Consider the following 18,091-nt stretch of genomic DNA (forward strand, 5'->3'; position numbering starts at 1 on the left):
TGCGCTTCACCATTCAATTTGTGCCGGATTCCTGAGAATAGAGAATTTCTCTGACCATATCCGGCCTGATCTCCCAGATGTTGGCCTGTACCCTGAAAATATTCCATTCTTCAATCTCGAAGATCCGTACCCAGCTATCCATAACCTGTTTTATTTCACGGGGATAGAAATGGGCTGTTTTTTCATCAAGCAATGCGCGCAGATTTTTATGGCCCTTGTTTTCCATTTCTTTTCTATATGCGGCTTCATCCTCCGCATCCTTCGGGACATAGAGGTGGTTCAGCACGTAGTCCCATTTGGTGCCATCAAAATAGATGACCTTAGATTCGTCCACCTCCAGCACATAGACGACCGAATCCTCCGTTGGCTTCAGCATGCTTTTCTCACTGATGGCACACCAAATGGGGAACTTGACTTCCTGCGGTTTCGGCACCCTTTTGCCCGCTGTCTCTGCGAACCAAAGATACAGCTTGATCATATAGTCCGCCATGACGTCGAATTTCTCTTCCAAATGTTTTCGGTTGATCCGGATGAGGCCATTTGTTTTCAGCTCATCCAGACTCTTGATGTGTTGCCGGGTCCATAAGGTGACCTTCTTTTTATTTTGCTCTTGGTCAGCTGCTTGTTGCGTCATTGAATCCATTTATAACCCCTCTTCTTGAAATTAGCATAAGCCTCACCAAACACGATTTCTACATGAAACCACCAAACTCCTCCCTCTTCCGGAAAATACGTTGGCTGTAACTCCTTTTACGGTATGACATAAGGGTAATTGACAGAAGGTTGCTGTGAAGAAAAATTAAAATGATCTTCGCTATTTACGGGTCAAGATTGAGAGCAAGCCAGCCAGGGATGCGGTCAGAAAGGATAATGCAATTAGGCTTGGGTTCTCACTGATCCCTCCTTTATAGCTAGTGATAAAGCTCAGCCATAACAACACAAACGCCGCAGTGAGCATCCACATGCGCTTTTCTTTCAGCTTATCTTTAAGCCGACTGTTTTTCTCTTTTTGCGTTGCCTCCATGATTTCTTTCCCTCCTCACATGCCTAAATGGGGACAAGTAAGTCCAGAATAAACACAAATAGCCCGACCAGAGCGGCGTTAATTAAGCAGTACTTGATGGTTTTGCCCATTACTGTATTTTCCTGGCCGCTAAGGCCGACATTCGCGCTACCGATCATAATCGTGGAGGGGGCCATCGATACGCCCAATGAGCCGCCAACGGATTGCACCGCCGCCATTAAAACGCTGCTTTTTCCAATCAGCATGGCTGTCTCCATCTGTAAAATACCAAACATGATATTTGAATTGGTATTGCTGCCGGTAATAAAACTGCCCAGAACGCCAATGAAAGGGGCGGCCAGGGGATATAATCCGCCCAACGCCGCCGCCACACCTTGGGCAATCAGGTTGGTCATGCCGAAATCGCTCATCACCAGAGCCATCATCACCATGGTCATGATGCCCACACTCATGGGAATACATTTCTTGACCGTATTTTCTACGGCTGCTTTGATCATACCCTTATCCGCTTTTGCCCGCCATAGATAAATAATAATGCCGATCAGAGCGGAAACAAACAGAATTGGAGCGGGATGAGAAAACCATTGGATTTTTGAATATTTCTCAACCCCTTCGATAACATATCCCAATGTGGTCTGTGCCCGGGGATAAGTTAGCCCCCAGTTGAAATTGGCCAGTGCTGCTTTAACCGGTTTGATTTGAAGTATCACGGAAATCATAATCAAGGCATAGTAAGGGGAACATGCCGTATGAAATCCCATTGTTGTCTCTGTTTCTACCTGAACCGACGCTATCTCATGGGCAGGTCTGCGCTTCTTGGCAAAGGCCCATAGTATCATCACCAAACAACCACACATACCGGCAATCAGGGTAGATAATTGGGCCATATCACAGATGTTCATAAACCACAGGCTGAAAGACATAGCCACACCCGTAGTAAAAACAGGGCCCAGGGCCTTTTTTACCGCCGCCCACCCTCCATAGATATGCGCTACGCCAAAACCGGTAGCAAATATGGCGATGCTAAATATCACCGCCATCCATGGGCCAATGATTTCCCCCGGGATACCAGTCACCAACTGAATAGAATTATAGGATGAGCCCATGGAGCCGAATGAAATGGACCAAGAATGCCCGATCAAGCAAGCAGCCACGGCAATCAGCGGCTCAAAACCCATCATCACCATGATGGGCGCAACCACTGCTACCGGTATGCCAAAGCCGGCCAATCCTTGTAACACTGGTGCGAAACACCAAGCAAACAACAAGCATTGGATCATACTATCATCAGAAATACCTACCATTTTATTGCTGATAACCTTAATTGCGCCGGCCTGCTCAGCAATATTATAGAGAAATACCGCCCCCCAAATAATCAGGATCACATATAACGCTAAGCTTAATCCTTTACTATTTGCCAAGGCCAATAATCGTCCGTCCGCCCCAAAAAAGAGGAGGGCAATTACCGTAGCAATCAGCCAAGTAACTGCCCCCACCTTTGCCGCCTCCCATTTGAGCATTAGAATACCCAAAATCAACACGGCAATAGGGGTAAATGCCAACAGCCAAGTAGCAAGACTTAAATGCATATCCATTTTCCAAACATTGCCTCCAAAGTTTTACTTTATTCGTAATTCGCAGGCGGCTGTTTCTCTCCCCACTACCCCTATCATCACCTATTGAAGGACAACACTTTGTATTGTGTAGCAGGTGGAGGAAACAACCGCCCGGGGTCTAATCCCCCGTCCCTGGGGACGGATCTTTTGCGGATGCCTTTCTCTATTCCCTTTACCTTGCAGCCTCTGCTGCGGGTTGTTTATTGTTTATTCAATTTTTTCTGTTTCATATACTTTGCCGTCCTTCATCACGAAGGCACAATCCAAAAACGCTCTGGGATCCGTGAGAAGATCATGCTTCCAGGCTGCCAGATCCGCCAATTTGCCTGGTTGAATGGTGCCAACGATATCACTGATCTCCAGTAATTCGGCATTTGTGGCAGTCGCTGCTCTGAGGATCCGGAAGGGGTCCATGCCACTTAACATCCACGATTCATATTCATAGGCGCCTTCATAGCTCCTGTGTACCGTGACCAGGTCGCTGCCGAAGCCGAGTTTGATGGTGCTGTTGATGATGGTCTCACGGCCGGCGATCAGTCGCGGCGCATAGAAGCGCAGCTTCTCCTGAAACTTCGCGTCCTTCTTTCTAAGGTTCTCCTCGTCCATCCGGATAATCTCATCGTAGGGACAGAAGGTCGGCACGATGGGAATATTTTTCTCTTCCAGCAATCTTGCCGCTTCTTCCGTAATCAGGGAGCAATGCTGCAATTCATCAATACCCATATGGGCCATCTTGATAATGGACGGCGCCGCGTAAACATGGGCCGTAACTTTTTTATACAGGCTATGGGCGGTATCAATAATGGCCTTCATCTCTTCGTCGCTCATCTGTTCATCATCAGGCGTATCATTGGGGGTGGAAAATCCACCTGCCGACATGATTTTGACAAAGTCTGCCCCATATTTCACCTGCTCCCTTACTGAATCGCGGAAAAAATCCGGACCACTGCCCATAGCGGGATAAGTGCTACACAGGTATTTCGACAACGCTGGGTTGGCTTGGGCCATCTGACTGGAATCACCATGACTGCCCGTTGTACATTGCACATAAGGCAGGACGACCAGGCGACTGCCGGCAAAATAGCCCTCGTTGATGGCGCGTTTAGCGTCCAGCGCGCCGTAACCGTCGTCGCTATTACCGCCCATATGCCGCAGGGATGTAAAGCCCCGGCGCAGAGCCTTTTCCGCATTATGCAGAACGGCCATGGATTTATAGACTGGGGAATTGAACACGGTCTCGTATTTGCGGTTGCTCCATTCGAAGAAGGTAAGGTGGGTGTGGGCGTCAATGATGCCGGGGGTTACGGTAGCATCACTCAGGTCGATCTCCTCGTATTCCGCCGGGACGCGCACGTTTTTGCCCACTTCCATGATCTTCTTCCCTTCCACGAGGATCTCCATCTTCTCTTGGAGTTCATCGTGGATACCATCGTAGAGCTTGCCGCATTTGATTATTTTTATAGTAAAATCGTTCTGATTTTTCATAGGGATTCTCCTTTTTGTATGTATTTAGTTAAGACCAACCCAGCAGGCAGGCAAAGAAGAGGAAGATGGAGCAGAGGATGGAGACATAGAGCAAATATTTGCCGATGAATTTCAGCCACTTGTCGTAGGGCACGCCGGCAAGGGCGATGGTACCCATCATCAAACCGTTGGTGGGGGTGATGAAATTGGCGAAACCGTCGGCGAACTGGTAGGCGCTGATGGCGACCTGACGCGAAATGCCGAGGATATCGGCAGCCGGCGCCATGAGCGGCATTACCACATAGGCCTGACCGGAACCGGAGGAGATGGGAATGGCGATGATAAAGTTGACGATATACATGCCGACCGCGGCCAGAGAGGTGGGCAGCAAGGTCAGGGGCTGTGTGCAATAGTGCACGATGGAATGGATGATACTGGCATTGGTCATGATCACACTGATGGCGCTGGCAAAACCGATCACCAGAGAGGCGCCGAGCATTGTTCTTGCCCCTTTGGTGAAGGATTCGGACATTTGATTCGTCGACATGCGGCTAATGAGGCCGACCACCACGCCCAGGACCATCATGCACGAGCCCAGCTGGCTAATGCCCCATTCCAGCTTGATGCCACCAAAGGCATAGATGGCGAAAACCATTAACAGAATCACAAAATTCACCACATGGATAGGCTTGAGCTTCATGAGTTCACCACCCTCATCGCCTTCCACCTCATAGATGCCCACCAGGGATTTATTGGGATCCTTACGGATCTTATTGCAATATTGTATCGTGTACCAGATGCCGAAGGCCACAAAAAAGATAAACAATAGGCTCCTGACGGCGATGCCGGACATCTGCGGGATCTCGGCGATATTTTGCGCCAGCAGAACGGTAAAAGGATTCATGGGTGAGTTGGTAAAGCCGGTATTGGAGGAGATATAAAGCACCGCTGCAATAGCTACCGCATCCAGCCGCAGCTTACGAGCCAAGGCGATCAAGATGGGAACAAAGGCGAGGGCCACGTTATTGCCGACACCCAGGGCGCCGAGAACAGCCATCACAACCATGACGGCGGGGAAGATCAGGCTGTAATTGCCTTTAGTCTTGCGGATGGTGGCGGCCAGGATCGCATCGATGGTGCCGGTATCCATTACAATCTGGAAGGCGCCGCCGATGAACAGGCAGACGAATATCGTGGCGGCCGCGGCTTTCATACCATCCATAAAGCTGTTCAGAAAATCGCCCAGCGTGGCCGGCTCGTTCTCTATGAAGGTGAACGAATTCGCATCGATCGTGCCGTTGTCCAGCGTCTGATAGGTGCCGCCAGGGATAACATAAGTCAAAAAACAGGTAACGATGATGAGGATAAATAAAATTACATAAGTATGTGGTACTTGAAACCTTTTCTTTTTGATTGTTGCAGCTTTCGTATCGATGGTTTCAGCTTTCATAGCATTTCCCCCTTAATGATTCTTGTTGACTCAAATGATCATCACAGTAATATCTATACCCTGATCCAGGTGGTTGAGCGCTTGATCGCCTCCTTTCTTTTCTCAGAATCTCGATGTTGATGGTTTGATCAGACCCCCTTTGTCGCCCTCCCCTTTTTGGGCATAACTTAACTAAGCCTTCCTGCCGGAGGTGCATTTGAAGGTTCTATAATTGGGGTATTAGGTTAGGCTACTTCAGCAAATTTTTTACTAACTCGATACAGGCAATTATTTCAATCAAAAATACAATTGGGGATTTAATAAAAATAGATTTAAATTCGAATCCCTGTTCTCGACTTAAATCGCCTTAAGAGAACGTGAGTCTGTACATTCTTAATTCCAGGGAGAGCATAAAGTATTTTTTGTGTAAAGGCCTCAAGGTAGGAACTATCGGGTAGCAGCCCATGACAATGAAGGGAACTTGGTCCGGTCATTTGGTAAATATTCGTGACCTCGTGTCTCTTGGCGAGAATTTCCGCAGTCTCAACCAATTTTTCCGGTTCAACATCAACTTCAAAAAACACCGATATTTCTTTTCCAACTTTTAAAGGATTCACACTGATGGTAAACTGTTCAATAATCCCACGGTCTACCATACTCTGGATTCGGTCTCTTGTAGCGGCTCGTGACAAGCCAACAATTCTTCCCAGCTCAGCGTTTGACATTCTTGAATTTTTCGCTAACAATTCCAGTATTTTGTGATCAACTTCATCTAATGTCGCAGGAACATGACCTTCAATTGGGGCATCAGACAAGTAATACCTACAGTCAGATAATTTTGGAGCATTCTGTACTTCTTTACCTTTCATATTCCTCCCCCTCACCAATATTTTTCATGGCTTTTCCACCTAACAGACTCAAAATGTTTTTCAAAAATATATATCTGTTATCTAATTTAAAAAAGAGTATCCTAAATGCATAGTTTTTTGTATTTTCTAAACGTGGAACCTGCTATAACTTTTTTGGAATAGTTCCACATAATAAATTTTTCCCCTCTAACCATTGTCACTTAATTTTGACAATTTTCCTATCATTTGTATGTTATTTTGTACTTTAATTTACATTCGTTAGTTATTTGCAATATTTAAACACCAAATGGTAATTTATTAATCAAAAAGATGTCCTGTCACCCTACTGCATGGGCTTCCAATCTCTTCATTATCATTTCTCTAATTTTGGGCAAAAAAATAGCCCTACTCATTATGAGTAAGGCATTGTGGACATGGTTAAGATATACTATTACTAACACAACTTTCCCAGCTGTTAATATCTGATTGATCTTTGAAAAATCTATATAGTTACGCACACAACAATAATTTTTGTTTTAAAGGATGTGGTATCGCATTCAAAAATGTATTCATAATCTCGTCAGCCATTTCCTGACTGAGCAAAGGTAACTGAGTTAGAACTTGACGAAGGGTATTAACCAGCAACATTAGAGATTGCGAGAGTTTTATGTCTGCCAGTTCTTCTCTAAGGTAGTAAAATAAATCACCTAACGTTCTATCATCAGTGGCGTTTCTAGCTTCCTGTGATAACATGGCATATCTAAGGAATACGATGGATGTTGTAGCCACTTGCATGTCGTAACTGCGGCCTTGGTACTCTTTAGCCAAGGAAAGATATGACTTGCAAACCTTGAAGAAAACTTCTATATCCCAACGCTTTCCATAGATTCGAACGATTTCTTCCTCACTAACGGAAAGATCGGTACAAAGAAGGGCAAGCCAATTATCAGATCGGCGGTCTTTTATAAAGACAATTCTAGCATCAATAAATTCGTCAGAAGGTGCTGATTTATCTTCTCTAAGTTTGATGCAAGCCGAACCGATGATATTTTTAGAATCAGATAGTTTAATCCTCTGGTATATATCTTTGACATTCTGCCACTGACCTTGGTATTGATAATGGACTTTTTCTGTAATACGGATCATGCCTATGACATCACGATGCTCTTTTTTTACGCGGATCACGGTCTTGGGCATGGTGAACCAGCTATCAAACAGCACAAATTTTGCTGGTATGTCCTTAGCGTCACGAAGAAGGGTAAGCATGACATCAAGAGTTGACTGCCTAGCTTGATCCCGACGTTTGTAAGCAAGAGTCCGTTTGTCCATGGACTTGGCCTCACAAAGCACATTTTCGTCCTTAGTTGAACTTAACAATTTGAAGGAAATAGGAAGAAAGGTGTTCCCGTCGGACCAGCCCAAAGTTAACATTCTGAACCCTTTACAGAATTTATGGCTGGTGTGGTCAAACACTTTTGCCAGCAACTCAACCTTTTTACTACGATTACGGCTAAAAAGTGAGTCATCAAAAATAAGTACGGATTGACGATTCTGTTCGGTTAGCCGATCAATGAGCAATATTAGGTGTGTCATTATCAGTTGAAGTAGCTTTTCCCAGTTGAAACGGCTGTTGTTAAGGAATCGATAAGCAGTATTTTTCTTAAAAGATATATTTTCGCTTTGTAGGGATAAGGTTCGATAGAGATTTTTACCGTAAAAGACCAGCGAAAATAATTCTTTCAGCATTGTAGTACAGTGGATACCCGACTCTTTGTAGAAATTGCATTTAAGCAGCATTTTTGAAAGGTTTAACTGGGTGAAAAAGCAATCAATACGAGACTTAAGCATCTGGTCGCTACTTGTTTTTTCTGATATAATACTGGTCATGGGAAACCTCCTAGCGGCTGGTATTATTGGGTTTTGGTCGACTTCAATTATACCATTCCGAGGGGGTTTTCTGTTATTTTAATGTGCGTTTACTATATGAATTTTTCAAAGATCAATCTAAATTGACGGTGGGAAAGTTGAGTTACTAAATTATTTGCTGTTTTAATAGGCACGGCTATGGTAAATATATCAATATCCTTGATCTATTTTTGCTTGGTCTGGCTTTAGGATATTCCATTCAATCTTAAAAGAAGTATCTGGATAAAAACTTCTGCAAAAGAAATTTTATTATAGTCGGCATCCTTACAATTTAGTACAATTTTTTCATCCAGTAACTTAATATAGCATTTTCCATTCTCTACAAATTGGTAACACTTGAAATATCATCAATAATAATAATGCTTTTTAGTTAAGATAAAGTAATTAATACCCATTAATACCATAAGCAGGGCAGTGGTTAACCCAAATCCTTTAAATAAAATTTTCTTGATCTTATTATAATACTTAATCAATCTTAGTCCTGCGATGAACTGGAAAGTAGCTAATGTAAATAAGAATGCTCCAAAAATTACACTTGGAAGTATCTCATCTGGATTAAATACTGCGTAATAAATTAAATCGCACATAATATAAAGAAATATTCCAGTGAAAACATAAACCAACCAAGTCGCGGCAGAAGGACTCTCTTTAGTAGTTGTATTGGTAATTTATAATCATGGAGAACATCTTTTACTTTCTTTAGGATATTTCAGTTTTATTTCGTCATACATATCGTAGCACTTTTGCGCTCCTTCTAAGTCCCCTCGGCCATACAGAATATAACCCTTATACAAATAACCATAAGCACAATAAGGATCTAGTTCAATAGCTTTATCAAAATAATATAATGCTTCATCCAGTTTATTTAGATTCTGAAGTGTAATTCCTATTTTAAAGTATGGAACCGGATCGCTCAAATTAACCTCATTTGCTTTTTTATACATTTCTAGTGCGTTTTCAAAGTCTGTTGCATAAAAATATTTGTTTCCTAAAGCCAAATAATTCGGGATTCGATGCACTGTAATCGATATTGTGTTAGTCTGGGGGTTCCAATCGACGTCATCTCCTAATGATTCACCAACAAAACGCAGTGGAATAAAAGTATTTCCATTAATTATTTTCCCTGGTAAAGATAGAAAGATTTCCTTGCCATTAACTATTGCAATTTTTTTGTTGATGGTCAATTCAACAACTGTATTATCTCTCCTGCCAACAACAGTTTTATGGGTGCTATCCCAATTAACACTTGCTCCCAAAGCTTCAAAGAAAGGTCTCATAGGAATTAGAGTACTGCCGTTTTGTAATACTGGAGCTGGGGAAAAATCTTGTTTTTGACCATTAATCCGCACTTCTATATTCTGGGAAGCAAAAACACTAGAAAGGGTAAATATTATCACAGTCATGCATAGAGTTATTATTTTCTTATCCAATTTCACAAATCATCCCCCCTGATAAATCCATTTATATTTATCGCCAAATATTATCTCATAAATTATATCATCCGCATATTCTCTCTGTTTAAATTGACAGATATTTTTCTTTTACTAAATTATAACCTCAAATAAAATGCACTTTAATTGTAGAAAACTCATTTTCATCAATTATATTATCTAAATCATTATCAATTACAACTATTAAATATAAATCACCAATTGGAACATCTTTAATATCATACTTAGTCTCACTATATACTATATAGTTAACCTTCCATTCGACTTTAAGAAACTCATTCTCCTTTTTAATTAAATCTGCTCTTTGATCAATTGGGTTTTGTTCATCAAATATAATATAGTGCTGTCCATCGTCACTAATATACATCTCTGAATATTTAGAGCCAGCAGGAGCCAAACCAGAACCATCGCAAAAATACGGCAAATTACTAATTTTTATATTAGGTTTAACTAAATCAAAGTATACTTTATCTGATACTGATGCAATCATCGCAGAATAAAATTCATCCATGTTTGAATCATAATCCTTAATATTAAAACGCATTGAAAAATTGTCTTTTTTAATATTAACTTCTTCGTAATTACTAATAATACAATAAATATCGTCTCCTTGCTTTATTTCTAGCCCTAAACCTTGGATCTTATTAGGAGCCCTAAAAATTGTAATGGAAATTATACTTGTTTCTGAATTCCAATCAACATCATCACCTAAAGCCTCACCAACAAATCTTAAGGGGATAAAGGTATTGCCGTTTATTATTTTTCCTGGTTGGGAAAGGGCAATCTCCTTACCATTAACCAATGCAATCTTTTTGTTAATGGTTAATTCAACAATAGCATTATCTCTTTTTCCTATTACTGTTTTGGTAGCACTATTCCATTCAATCTTTGCTCCTAAAGCCTCAAAGAATGGCCTCATTGGAACGAGAGTACATCCATTTTCAAAAATAGGAGCTGGGGAAAAGTGCTGTTGTTCATCGTTTACAAAAACCTTAATTTCTTTGGAAGCATAAGCATTAGGCAAAGTATTACTAAAAATAATTAAATATAGTAATACGACTAATAGAATTTTGTTCATTTTCATTTTTTTCACCTCAAATATAAATAATCGGCAATTTCTTACCGATTTATTCCACAACCTACCAAATAAATCCTTTAATTACCAAGAATTTAACTGAGCTTTTTTCATAATGCCCAGCTAGACTGAAAAGATTAATATTTAATCAATTACAGCCTACGGCTATACAAAAAGAAACTATTAAAGCATCTTAATAATATAAGGATTTGGACAGGTTGCTGGCTAAGGCGTTTGGTTTGTATCTTTGTCCTTCCGTACGTACTTGCCTTATCCCATATTTTCCTTTTATTCAGGGTTAACTTCAGATCTTTATATTATTCAGAGAGGTTATACACCCCTGAATAATGAGAATACTTCTCTTGATTCTGCAGCCTGTCCCCACTAAAATTTATCGCTAACCAGATCCTCAATCCTGGGAATCCATATTATATTAACAAAATAATTAATTCCTCATTGATATAAGTTCTTTTGATAGTATCTGACTTTAGCTGTTAATGCTGCCGCATAATGACCAAATACAGCTGGTGTAAGTTATCCAAGCTCTGACGGATAAACTGACCGAATATCAGGTCTGTCAGTCAGTCCGTCAGCTTAACGGCTTAAAAATATTAAGGGAGAAGCCGGTCGCTCTTAAGCAAACCGGCTGGGTGTGAGCGAAATCACTTCTGTGATTGAAGGCTAAGAAGATCACCCCGGGCTTCAAAAAGTTTCTCTTTAAAAACCAGACCGAACCAAGCCGTTCTATTTCGGGTAGGCGGATAGCGGTAGAACTTATCATAGACTTTACAAACGGCTTCGCTCATCTCTTCCTGGCTAAACCTAAGATTTTCAGCTATTTCGGTTGCCAGCGGCAGTAGATCGTAAAAGCCCGTTCGGATAAAATATTCTTCAAGGCTTAAAACGCTATGCTTCATGAGAGTTCCCCCTCAATAACCCGTTTCACCATCCGGTCGTCAATGATCCGGTGACCATTCTGCGCGCCGTACATCATCGCGTGGGTACACACTTTGTTAATGAGTCTGGCTGTTCCGCTGGAAAAGCGGTAGATGTCGTCAAGGGCCTGGTCGGAAAAGATTGCCTCGCTAGTTCCGGCATAAGCCAAATGCTGCCGTATATAAGCGCCTACTTCCGAGCGGTCATAGTAATTCAGTTTGCACTGCAGGTCAATGCGCTGGCGGATGGCGGCGTAAGATTGCATCTGCAATCGGTCCCAAAGTTCGGTCTGTCCCACTAAGATGAGGGCCATCGGGCTTTGGGCGTCCATATTCATGTTTAAGAGAAAACGGACTTCTTCCAGCATTTCCTTATCCAGCAGATGGGCTTCATCGACAACCACGACCGGCTGCTGATGGTGAACCACTTGCATCAGTTCCACTTCCCGGTGCAGCTGCCTTTTAGCGTCGCCCCGGTAAAACTTCGCTTCGTGACCCAGTTGCTCCAAAAGCCCCTTGTAGAAGTGCCGTGGGGTTAGCTTGGAATCGGAGATATAGAGCACCTTAAATTTTGCGGGGTTCAAGATTTCAGCGTAACAGCGGATGGTGGTTGTCTTTCCCGTCCCGCAGTCCCCGGTGATGACCGCAAACCACCGGCGTTCGGCGGCGTACTGCAGTCTGCCGAGCGTCTCTTCGAGTACAGGGGATTTATATAATTCCCCGGTCGGAATATCTCTGGAAAAAGGTACTTTCTCTAAGTTGTAAAAGGATTCAAACACGTCCTATTCCTCCTTTCCTACACGGCGAAAAGAGATAGCCTGGTTTTGACGGATTTGCCTTTCTTTATGCTTGAGTGTGGCTGCGCTTAAGAGCCTGGAGGAATCCACAGGCTTTACTCCCAAGTGCTCCGGCAATCCCGGACGCTTGCCGACACGTGCGCCGATGATCAGTTCTTTAGCTTGCCAGGGGGCATACCCTTGGTATTCGATCGTAAGTTCTGTAATATCCGCCGGATCATAGACGACATCCACGGTGCAGCCGATAAAATTGAGACCGACTTCATATTTTTTACTCATGAAGTTTATACAGCCGGACTTATCGACTTTCCGCCGTTCACTATGCAAGAAGGCGCTGGCTAAAACATCCGGCTCGATAAAGCGTAAAGGATGGCTGTCGCCTTGAAAGGCAGCCTGGGGGCTTAAGTTATTTTTTAAAGCGGTATGCGGTTTATTCTGGTAGCATTCAGAAAGCCAAATTTGAAATAATTCGTTAAGCCGGTCCAAGGTTTTTGGTTTTTCTAAGGCAGCTTCTTTCAAGAAAGAATCGACGGTCTGGTTGAATTTTTCAACTTTGCCGGTGGCCTCCGGCGAGTAGGGTTTGGCGTAAAGCAGGCGTATCCCCAGTTTGGAACAGGTCCGGGCCATCCATTTGGTCCTATATTGCTTACCGTTGTCTGTACTATTCCGAATTCGGAATAGTTTCGACTATGCCGAAGAAAAAACTATGCCGAAAGAATCCGGGGATGTCCTTACATCTGCGTTTCAACTCGAAACTTCGGCATAGTTTAGTAACTGCGATTTTGTGTCAACATCATCCTGTAAACAAATTTTTCAGGAGGTGTAGTAATGCACAAAACCAGGATCAAAAACCTAAAAGAGCTGACCAACGCGGTACTGACCGAAATGGGAAAGGCCCATTATTGCGACAGGTATATCAAACAAGTGAGAAGCACCTGCATGTTGCTGGAAAATATGGCTGACAGAATGGGTAAAAACACGCTTGACGACAAGCTTTCGCAAGCGTTTACCGACGATTCGTCGCATTTCAGGACGGGTGCGTACAGCGAATCCAGATTCAAGAGACACAGGCGGTGTATACACATTTTAAGAACATACCGGGACACAGGCACATCGGATTGGCCTTCGCTCCCCCATGGGCCTGTTCCCACCGGGTTGACCGCGCCGCAGTTCATTGAGGTGCATGCTTCATTCGTCCACCACATGAAGGAAGAAATTGGGCTAAAGAAGAATACGATCGACGGATACAAGCGCTTCGTTTATCACTTTCTCCTCTACTGCGAAGGGAACGGGTGCCACACAACAGGGGAAATTCAAAGCGGGGACGTTCTATCCTTTTTAGGAGTGTTGTGCAGGGATCGCTATCAACCCACCAGCATCGGCGCTCATCTTCCGGGCTTAAAGCTATTTTTTTCGATGAGCGAGTCAACGCGCCGACTTCTCGCGACCTTCCCCAAGGCCCCAAAACGGAAGAGGGAAATTATACCCGTGTTGGAAGAACACGAGCATGAGGCATTTGCGGAGTATCTGAAAACAGCAAACCTTTCAGCAAGGGACAGAGCTATCTGCTGGCTTACGTTCGAAACCGGTATGCGCGCCGTGGACATATGCAACTTAAAAATCTCCGATATCGATTGGGCAAACGATAGGGTTCATGTTACGCAACAGAAGACATCGAAGCCGTTAGAGCTCCCGTTGCGGGCCACATACGGAAACGCAATAGCAGATTACCTGCTGTACGAGCGACCATCATCAAACTCAATGCGACTCTTCCTTTCCAAGCAGGCTCCATTTAGACCCCTCTCCAGCCACGGTGCATACCGAGCAATCCTGTTGAACACATTTCGCGACGCCGGCATTTTTAAGCAGGGAAGGATCTGCGGCACAAGGTTTACCCGCCATAATGCAGCGTCCCATATGTTGAAAAACGGCGTCCCTCTTTACGACATATCGGCCGCACTCGGCCATGGTGACCCAAACAGCGTGGATACGTATTTAGCGACTGACGAGAATATGATGGCCCAGTGCTGCCTCCCAGGTCCTTGTGTGGAAGGGGGCGCGGACAGTGAATGACGCATCTACGGCACTTGACCGTCTGGCTGAGCAATTCCTCGCGTACAAAAGGGCGTTGGGGCGTAAGTACAAAACGGGTGAATATTATCTAAAAGCCTTTTTGACGTATGCTAACTCAAACAACCCAACCGCCCAAATCCCCACCAGGGAGCTTGTGTCCGGCTGGTGTGCCGGGGCGGTGGGCAATCCCGGCTGCCTGTACAACATGGCATGCGTTATCAGGGAATTCAGCAGGTACCTTGGCATGAGCGGATACGATAACGCGTATATCCTTCCGCCCAAACGGGGCGCGCGGTTGGAACCGCATCTGCCCCATTTCTTCGAGTCGGCCGAGATCAAGGCATTTTTTGAGCATTGCGATAAAATCCAAAAAAGGGGGGAATGGCCTGGGCGGGAATTGGTCATCCCAGCGATATTCCGTCTGTTGTATTGTTGCGGCCTCAGGTGCCGGGAAGCGCGTATGCTCCTGTACAATGACGTATGTCTTGACGGCAAGCACATTGATATCAAAGCGTCCAAAGGCTGCAGCAGGCGCATTTTCATCAGTGACGAACTGGCCGAGGTTTTGAAAAGATATGACAAGCGAATGTCCCGCATCATTCCTGACCGGGCGTATTTCTTTCCGAGGAATCAGCGTGAACCATACAAAGAAAGTTTTATCCCTGTAAACTTCAACAGAATTTGGAGGGGGGCACTCCCACATTTTCACTCGCCAATCAAGCCTCGCGCATTTGACTTTCGGCACCACTTCGCATATGCAAACCTGAACCGCTGGGCTGAGCAAGGCAAAGACGTCAACGTAATGTTGGCGTTTTTGATGAGGTATATGGGGCACGCAAATATTCAGAGCACACTGTACTATTTCCATTTTGTGCCCGAATACTTCGGGGCCTTCGCGCAAAAAGCGCAAGCGTTGGAATCCCTTGTACCGGAGGTGCCACATGAAGAACAGGACTGAAGACAGCGCCTTCTTTTGGAGCATTGCGGCTGAGTTCCTTAACAACTATCTTCCAGACGTCAGGAGGGCGAGTGGCAACACCGTGGAATCCTACAGGAATTGTCTAAACCGTTACGTTGACTATCTTGAGTCAGAAAAGGGCGCTAAGCGCAAAAACATCAGCTTCAAAATGCTTGACAGGGAAAACATCAAGGGATACATGTCGTGGATGCACAAAACCGCGCAACTCGCCCCAAAAACCTGCAACCTTAGGCTTACGGCATTGCACTCACTCTTGGAATACGCGTCACAGGAATGCACAGATATCACGCCTGTCTGCATAAGTTCAGGCACGATCAAAGGGGTAAGGCTGACGCAGGCACCCATTGAGTTCTTCGAACGGGAAGCCATGTCCGCCTTGATGGCAACTCCAGACATACGGAAAAAGCTTGAGCGAAGAAACCAGATGCTGCTCGTTTTTTTGTACGATACCGCAGCGCGCGTTTCGGAAGCGCTAAACGTCAGGTTGTGCGACCTGCACATAGACGCGTCCATACCCCATGTGACATTCTTTGGGAAAGGCCGGAAATACAGGAACGTCCCTCTGATGGATAGCACGATGGCGCATCTAAGGCGCTACCTTCGAGAGTTTCATAGGTACGAGCGTGAAAGTACTGGCGCGCCATTATTTTACGCCATGACACACGGGGAAGCGCATAGGCTATCCATTGATACCCCTGAGAAGATGATAAAAAGATATGCCAAAGAGTTGTCGGATACATGTCTGTCAATGCCGGGAAACGTTCACTGCCATATGATACGGAAAACCAGGGCCATGCATCTGTACCAGGAAGGTGTCCCACTGCCCCATATTCAGCAGCTTCTGGGCCATGAGGTTCTCTCCACGACGTCTGGTTTCTATGCTTTCGCAACGCTAGAGGCGCTTTCGAAGTCGTTGGAGAAGGCAAACCCTTCTGACATGAGCAAATTGTGGAAGGACAAGGAGTATTCGGAGAGACTTTACAGACTGTAGCAAAACTATGCCGAAGTTTCGAGTTGAAACGCAGATGTAAGGACATCCCCGGATTCTTTCGGCATAGTTTTTTCTTCGGCATAGTCGAAATAAACCGCCTCAGGCGCTCCCCATTTTTGGATGGCGTTTCGGAAACAATCCTCAACGATGGCCTGGTCTAAGGTTGGATAAAAGGCGCCATGTAGGACAAACCGGGTGGCGTCATCCAGAAAGGTGACTAAAAAGACTTGTTTCTTCGTGCCCCCCGGACCGATTGGCAGATAAGGACCGTACTTGATGTCGGAATGAATCAGCTGATTGCGAAAGCAGTGCTGGAATCTTCTAGACGCGCTGCCGCTTTCGGTATACATCCGCATTTGCCGGCTGCTGTAACCGCGCTCACAGAGTTTTTCTTGCAGGGTGGATCGTTTAATTTCTCCAGGTTTTACTCTGCCTTCCCATTCCAGGATCTGAATAATCTGAGCGATGCTGCGGCTGGGTACTTCCCGGCGCAAGAGTATAGCCTGGTCCAAAATAGCGGGCGCAATTACTTTAGATTCAAGTCTTCCCTTGCTTTTTGGCTTAAGCCCGGCGATTCCAAGACTAAGGTATCTTCCCAGATACCTGCGCAACGTCCTTTCTGAAATACCGGCTTTCTCACAGATATTGTTCTTAAGTTCCTGCACTTTTGCCGGGTCCAGTCCGCCTGCTAAAAGCGGCAGCACAAGCTGAACTCTGTTTAAGGCTATTTCTTCGGCTTTCTTCTGATCTTTCATCCGTAAACACTTCCTCTCTGGGCTTTTCTTCAAAGTCTAGCTCAAGGGTTTACGGACAAGAAGTCAGAACGGGTATGTAGCCATAAATTTGCATTGACAAGGGGACGGACAATTCTTTTAAGCCAACCGGGATCGCTTCCAACGTAATGTCCGATTCTTTGGTGGACAGACTGTGACAGGACGGACGGCTCTTTCACAGGATCCCCGCCCAGACGCAGAGATAAAGATCTAAGGCTTGCCAATAGATAAGGTAGCCGGCTATGAAACCATCTCTTCAACCGGTACAAGGTAGCGTTATCTGCAGCCGATTCTTCCTCTGTAAGCACTTTCTCAATGTCTGCAGAAGCATAACGCTTGTAAGGCACCAGACAATCCGGAAGTTCATGATGGATTCTGCTACAGCTTAAGCACCGAAGCCTGCGAATAATTAAAATCTTTGTTCCGCCATCGGGTGTATTTGATTTCCGCTTACGGCTTCCAATTACTTTATGATCATTACCGCAACAGGGGCAAGGGACAGATTCTGCACACCGGACATAAAAAAATGAGTTTGGGGATTTTCAATTAATTCATAATTTGTTACAATAACCATACATTGACTGGGGATGTCTCTGATGGTCTGCTGTAACAGATCACGTAAATTGGAGACATCCTTTTTCCTTTTCTGTAATATGGTCATTATATCCAGCAACTTCCGGTCAGGCAATACCGTCAGCTTTCGGTCTTTT

General features: G+C 44.5%; 15 protein-coding genes and 2 pseudogenes. 3 read left to right on the forward strand and 14 right to left on the reverse strand.

Translation table 11 applies throughout. The features are described 5' to 3' along the window. Positions 1–13: 13 nt before the first annotated feature. From DCMF_RS12745 to DCMF_RS12800, 12 genes are all read right to left on the reverse strand, one after another. Positions 14–643, reverse strand: coding sequence for a DUF3841 domain-containing protein (locus tag DCMF_RS12745; RefSeq protein ID WP_214659313.1), 630 nt, complete (start codon positions 641–643; stop codon positions 14–16). 171 nt (positions 644–814) lie between these two features. Then, entirely contained in the window at positions 815–1,024 is a 210-nt protein-coding gene (locus DCMF_RS12750; protein WP_148134775.1) for a hypothetical protein, read from the reverse strand. A gap of 23 nt (positions 1,025–1,047) precedes the next feature. Next, positions 1,048–2,619, reverse strand: coding sequence for an L-lactate permease (locus tag DCMF_RS12755; protein WP_148134776.1), 1,572 nt, complete (start codon positions 2,617–2,619; stop codon positions 1,048–1,050). Between the two features lie 228 nt (positions 2,620–2,847). Next, on the reverse strand, positions 2,848–4,125 hold the full coding sequence (locus DCMF_RS12760) for an amidohydrolase family protein (protein WP_148134777.1): 1,278 nt from the start codon (positions 4,123–4,125) through the stop codon (positions 2,848–2,850). A 28-nt stretch (positions 4,126–4,153) separates the two neighbouring features. Next, complete coding sequence (locus DCMF_RS12765) at positions 4,154–5,554, reverse strand: YfcC family protein (protein ID WP_148134778.1); 1,401 nt, start codon at positions 5,552–5,554, stop codon at positions 4,154–4,156. Positions 5,555–5,865: 311 nt separating this feature from the next. Then, complete coding sequence (locus DCMF_RS12770; RefSeq protein WP_148134779.1) at positions 5,866–6,402, reverse strand: Lrp/AsnC family transcriptional regulator; 537 nt, start codon at positions 6,400–6,402, stop codon at positions 5,866–5,868. Positions 6,403–6,891: 489 nt separating this feature from the next. Continuing rightward, on the reverse strand, positions 6,892–8,268 hold the full coding sequence (locus tag DCMF_RS12775; protein WP_148134022.1) for an IS4 family transposase: 1,377 nt from the start codon (positions 8,266–8,268) through the stop codon (positions 6,892–6,894). Between the two features lie 713 nt (positions 8,269–8,981). Next, positions 8,982–9,743, reverse strand: coding sequence for a stalk domain-containing protein (locus DCMF_RS12780; RefSeq protein WP_148134780.1), 762 nt, complete (start codon positions 9,741–9,743; stop codon positions 8,982–8,984). A gap of 121 nt (positions 9,744–9,864) precedes the next feature. Further along, positions 9,865–10,842, reverse strand: a complete 978-nt coding sequence (locus DCMF_RS12785) for a copper amine oxidase N-terminal domain-containing protein (protein ID WP_148134781.1) — start codon at positions 10,840–10,842, stop codon at positions 9,865–9,867. A 653-nt stretch (positions 10,843–11,495) separates the two neighbouring features. Continuing rightward, positions 11,496–11,750, reverse strand: coding sequence for a hypothetical protein (locus DCMF_RS12790; protein WP_148134782.1), 255 nt, complete (start codon positions 11,748–11,750; stop codon positions 11,496–11,498). Beyond that, positions 11,747–12,547, reverse strand: coding sequence for an ExeA family protein (locus DCMF_RS12795; protein WP_148134783.1), 801 nt, complete (start codon positions 12,545–12,547; stop codon positions 11,747–11,749). Before DCMF_RS12795 ends, DCMF_RS12790 begins: the two co-directional genes overlap by 4 nt. Before the next feature lie 3 nt (positions 12,548–12,550). Continuing rightward, on the reverse strand, positions 12,551–13,192 hold the full coding sequence (locus DCMF_RS12800) for a Mu transposase C-terminal domain-containing protein (protein WP_148134784.1): 642 nt from the start codon (positions 13,190–13,192) through the stop codon (positions 12,551–12,553). A gap of 201 nt (positions 13,193–13,393) precedes the next feature. Here DCMF_RS12800 and DCMF_RS12805 point away from each other — a divergent pair, with 201 nt between their 5' ends. The 3 genes from DCMF_RS12805 to DCMF_RS12815 are packed head-to-tail and all read left to right on the forward strand — an operon-like array spanning position 13,394 to position 16,608. Beyond that, on the forward strand, positions 13,394–14,638 hold the full coding sequence (locus tag DCMF_RS12805) for a tyrosine-type recombinase/integrase (protein WP_148134785.1): 1,245 nt from the start codon (positions 13,394–13,396) through the stop codon (positions 14,636–14,638). Then, a complete protein-coding gene (locus DCMF_RS12810) occupies positions 14,631–15,596 on the forward strand; it encodes a tyrosine-type recombinase/integrase (protein ID WP_148134786.1) in 966 nt (321 codons plus the stop codon). The genes DCMF_RS12805 and DCMF_RS12810 overlap by 8 nt, the downstream gene beginning before the upstream one ends. Beyond that, entirely contained in the window at positions 15,580–16,608 is a 1,029-nt protein-coding gene (locus tag DCMF_RS12815; RefSeq protein WP_148134787.1) for a tyrosine-type recombinase/integrase, read from the forward strand. Before DCMF_RS12810 ends, DCMF_RS12815 begins: the two co-directional genes overlap by 17 nt. A 71-nt stretch (positions 16,609–16,679) precedes the next feature. On the opposite strand, the pseudogene DCMF_RS12820 reads toward DCMF_RS12815, so the two are convergent. Together DCMF_RS12820 and DCMF_RS29680 are read right to left on the reverse strand one after the other, a co-directional pair. Then, positions 16,680–17,363: pseudogene (locus DCMF_RS12820) on the reverse strand (helix-turn-helix domain-containing protein); the annotation flags it as partial. Between the two features lie 41 nt (positions 17,364–17,404). Continuing rightward, positions 17,405–17,863 (reverse strand): annotated as a pseudogene (locus DCMF_RS29680) (DUF6431 domain-containing protein); the annotation flags it as partial. Between the last annotated feature and the right edge of the window lie 228 nt (positions 17,864–18,091).

This window comes from Candidatus Formimonas warabiya, from assembly GCF_002777255.1.
GTDB lineage: Bacteria > Bacillota > Dehalobacteriia > Dehalobacteriales > Dehalobacteriaceae > Formimonas > Formimonas warabiya.

Bases quoted from the DNA above. Each gene is read 5' to 3' on its own strand.
- DCMF_RS12745 (WP_214659313.1), bottom strand. From the start codon at position 643: ATGGATTCAATGACGCAACAAGCAGCTGACCAAGAGCAAAATAAAAAG.
- DCMF_RS12750 (WP_148134775.1), bottom strand. From the start codon at position 1,024: ATGGAGGCAACGCAAAAAGAGAAAAACAGTCGGCTTAAAGATAAGCTG.
- DCMF_RS12755 (WP_148134776.1), bottom strand. From the start codon at position 2,619: ATGGATATGCATTTAAGTCTTGCTACTTGGCTGTTGGCATTTACCCCT.
- DCMF_RS12760 (WP_148134777.1), bottom strand. From the start codon at position 4,125: ATGAAAAATCAGAACGATTTTACTATAAAAATAATCAAATGCGGCAAG.
- DCMF_RS12765 (WP_148134778.1), bottom strand. From the start codon at position 5,554: ATGAAAGCTGAAACCATCGATACGAAAGCTGCAACAATCAAAAAGAAA.
- DCMF_RS12770 (WP_148134779.1), bottom strand. From the start codon at position 6,402: ATGAAAGGTAAAGAAGTACAGAATGCTCCAAAATTATCTGACTGTAGG.
- DCMF_RS12775 (WP_148134022.1), bottom strand. From the start codon at position 8,268: ATGACCAGTATTATATCAGAAAAAACAAGTAGCGACCAGATGCTTAAG.
- DCMF_RS12785 (WP_148134781.1), bottom strand. From the start codon at position 10,842: ATGAAAATGAACAAAATTCTATTAGTCGTATTACTATATTTAATTATT.
- DCMF_RS12790 (WP_148134782.1), bottom strand. From the start codon at position 11,750: ATGAAGCATAGCGTTTTAAGCCTTGAAGAATATTTTATCCGAACGGGC.
- DCMF_RS12800 (WP_148134784.1), bottom strand. From the start codon at position 13,192: ATGGCCCGGACCTGTTCCAAACTGGGGATACGCCTGCTTTACGCCAAA.
- DCMF_RS12805 (WP_148134785.1), top strand. From the start codon at position 13,394: ATGCACAAAACCAGGATCAAAAACCTAAAAGAGCTGACCAACGCGGTA.
- DCMF_RS12815 (WP_148134787.1), top strand. From the start codon at position 15,580: ATGAAGAACAGGACTGAAGACAGCGCCTTCTTTTGGAGCATTGCGGCT.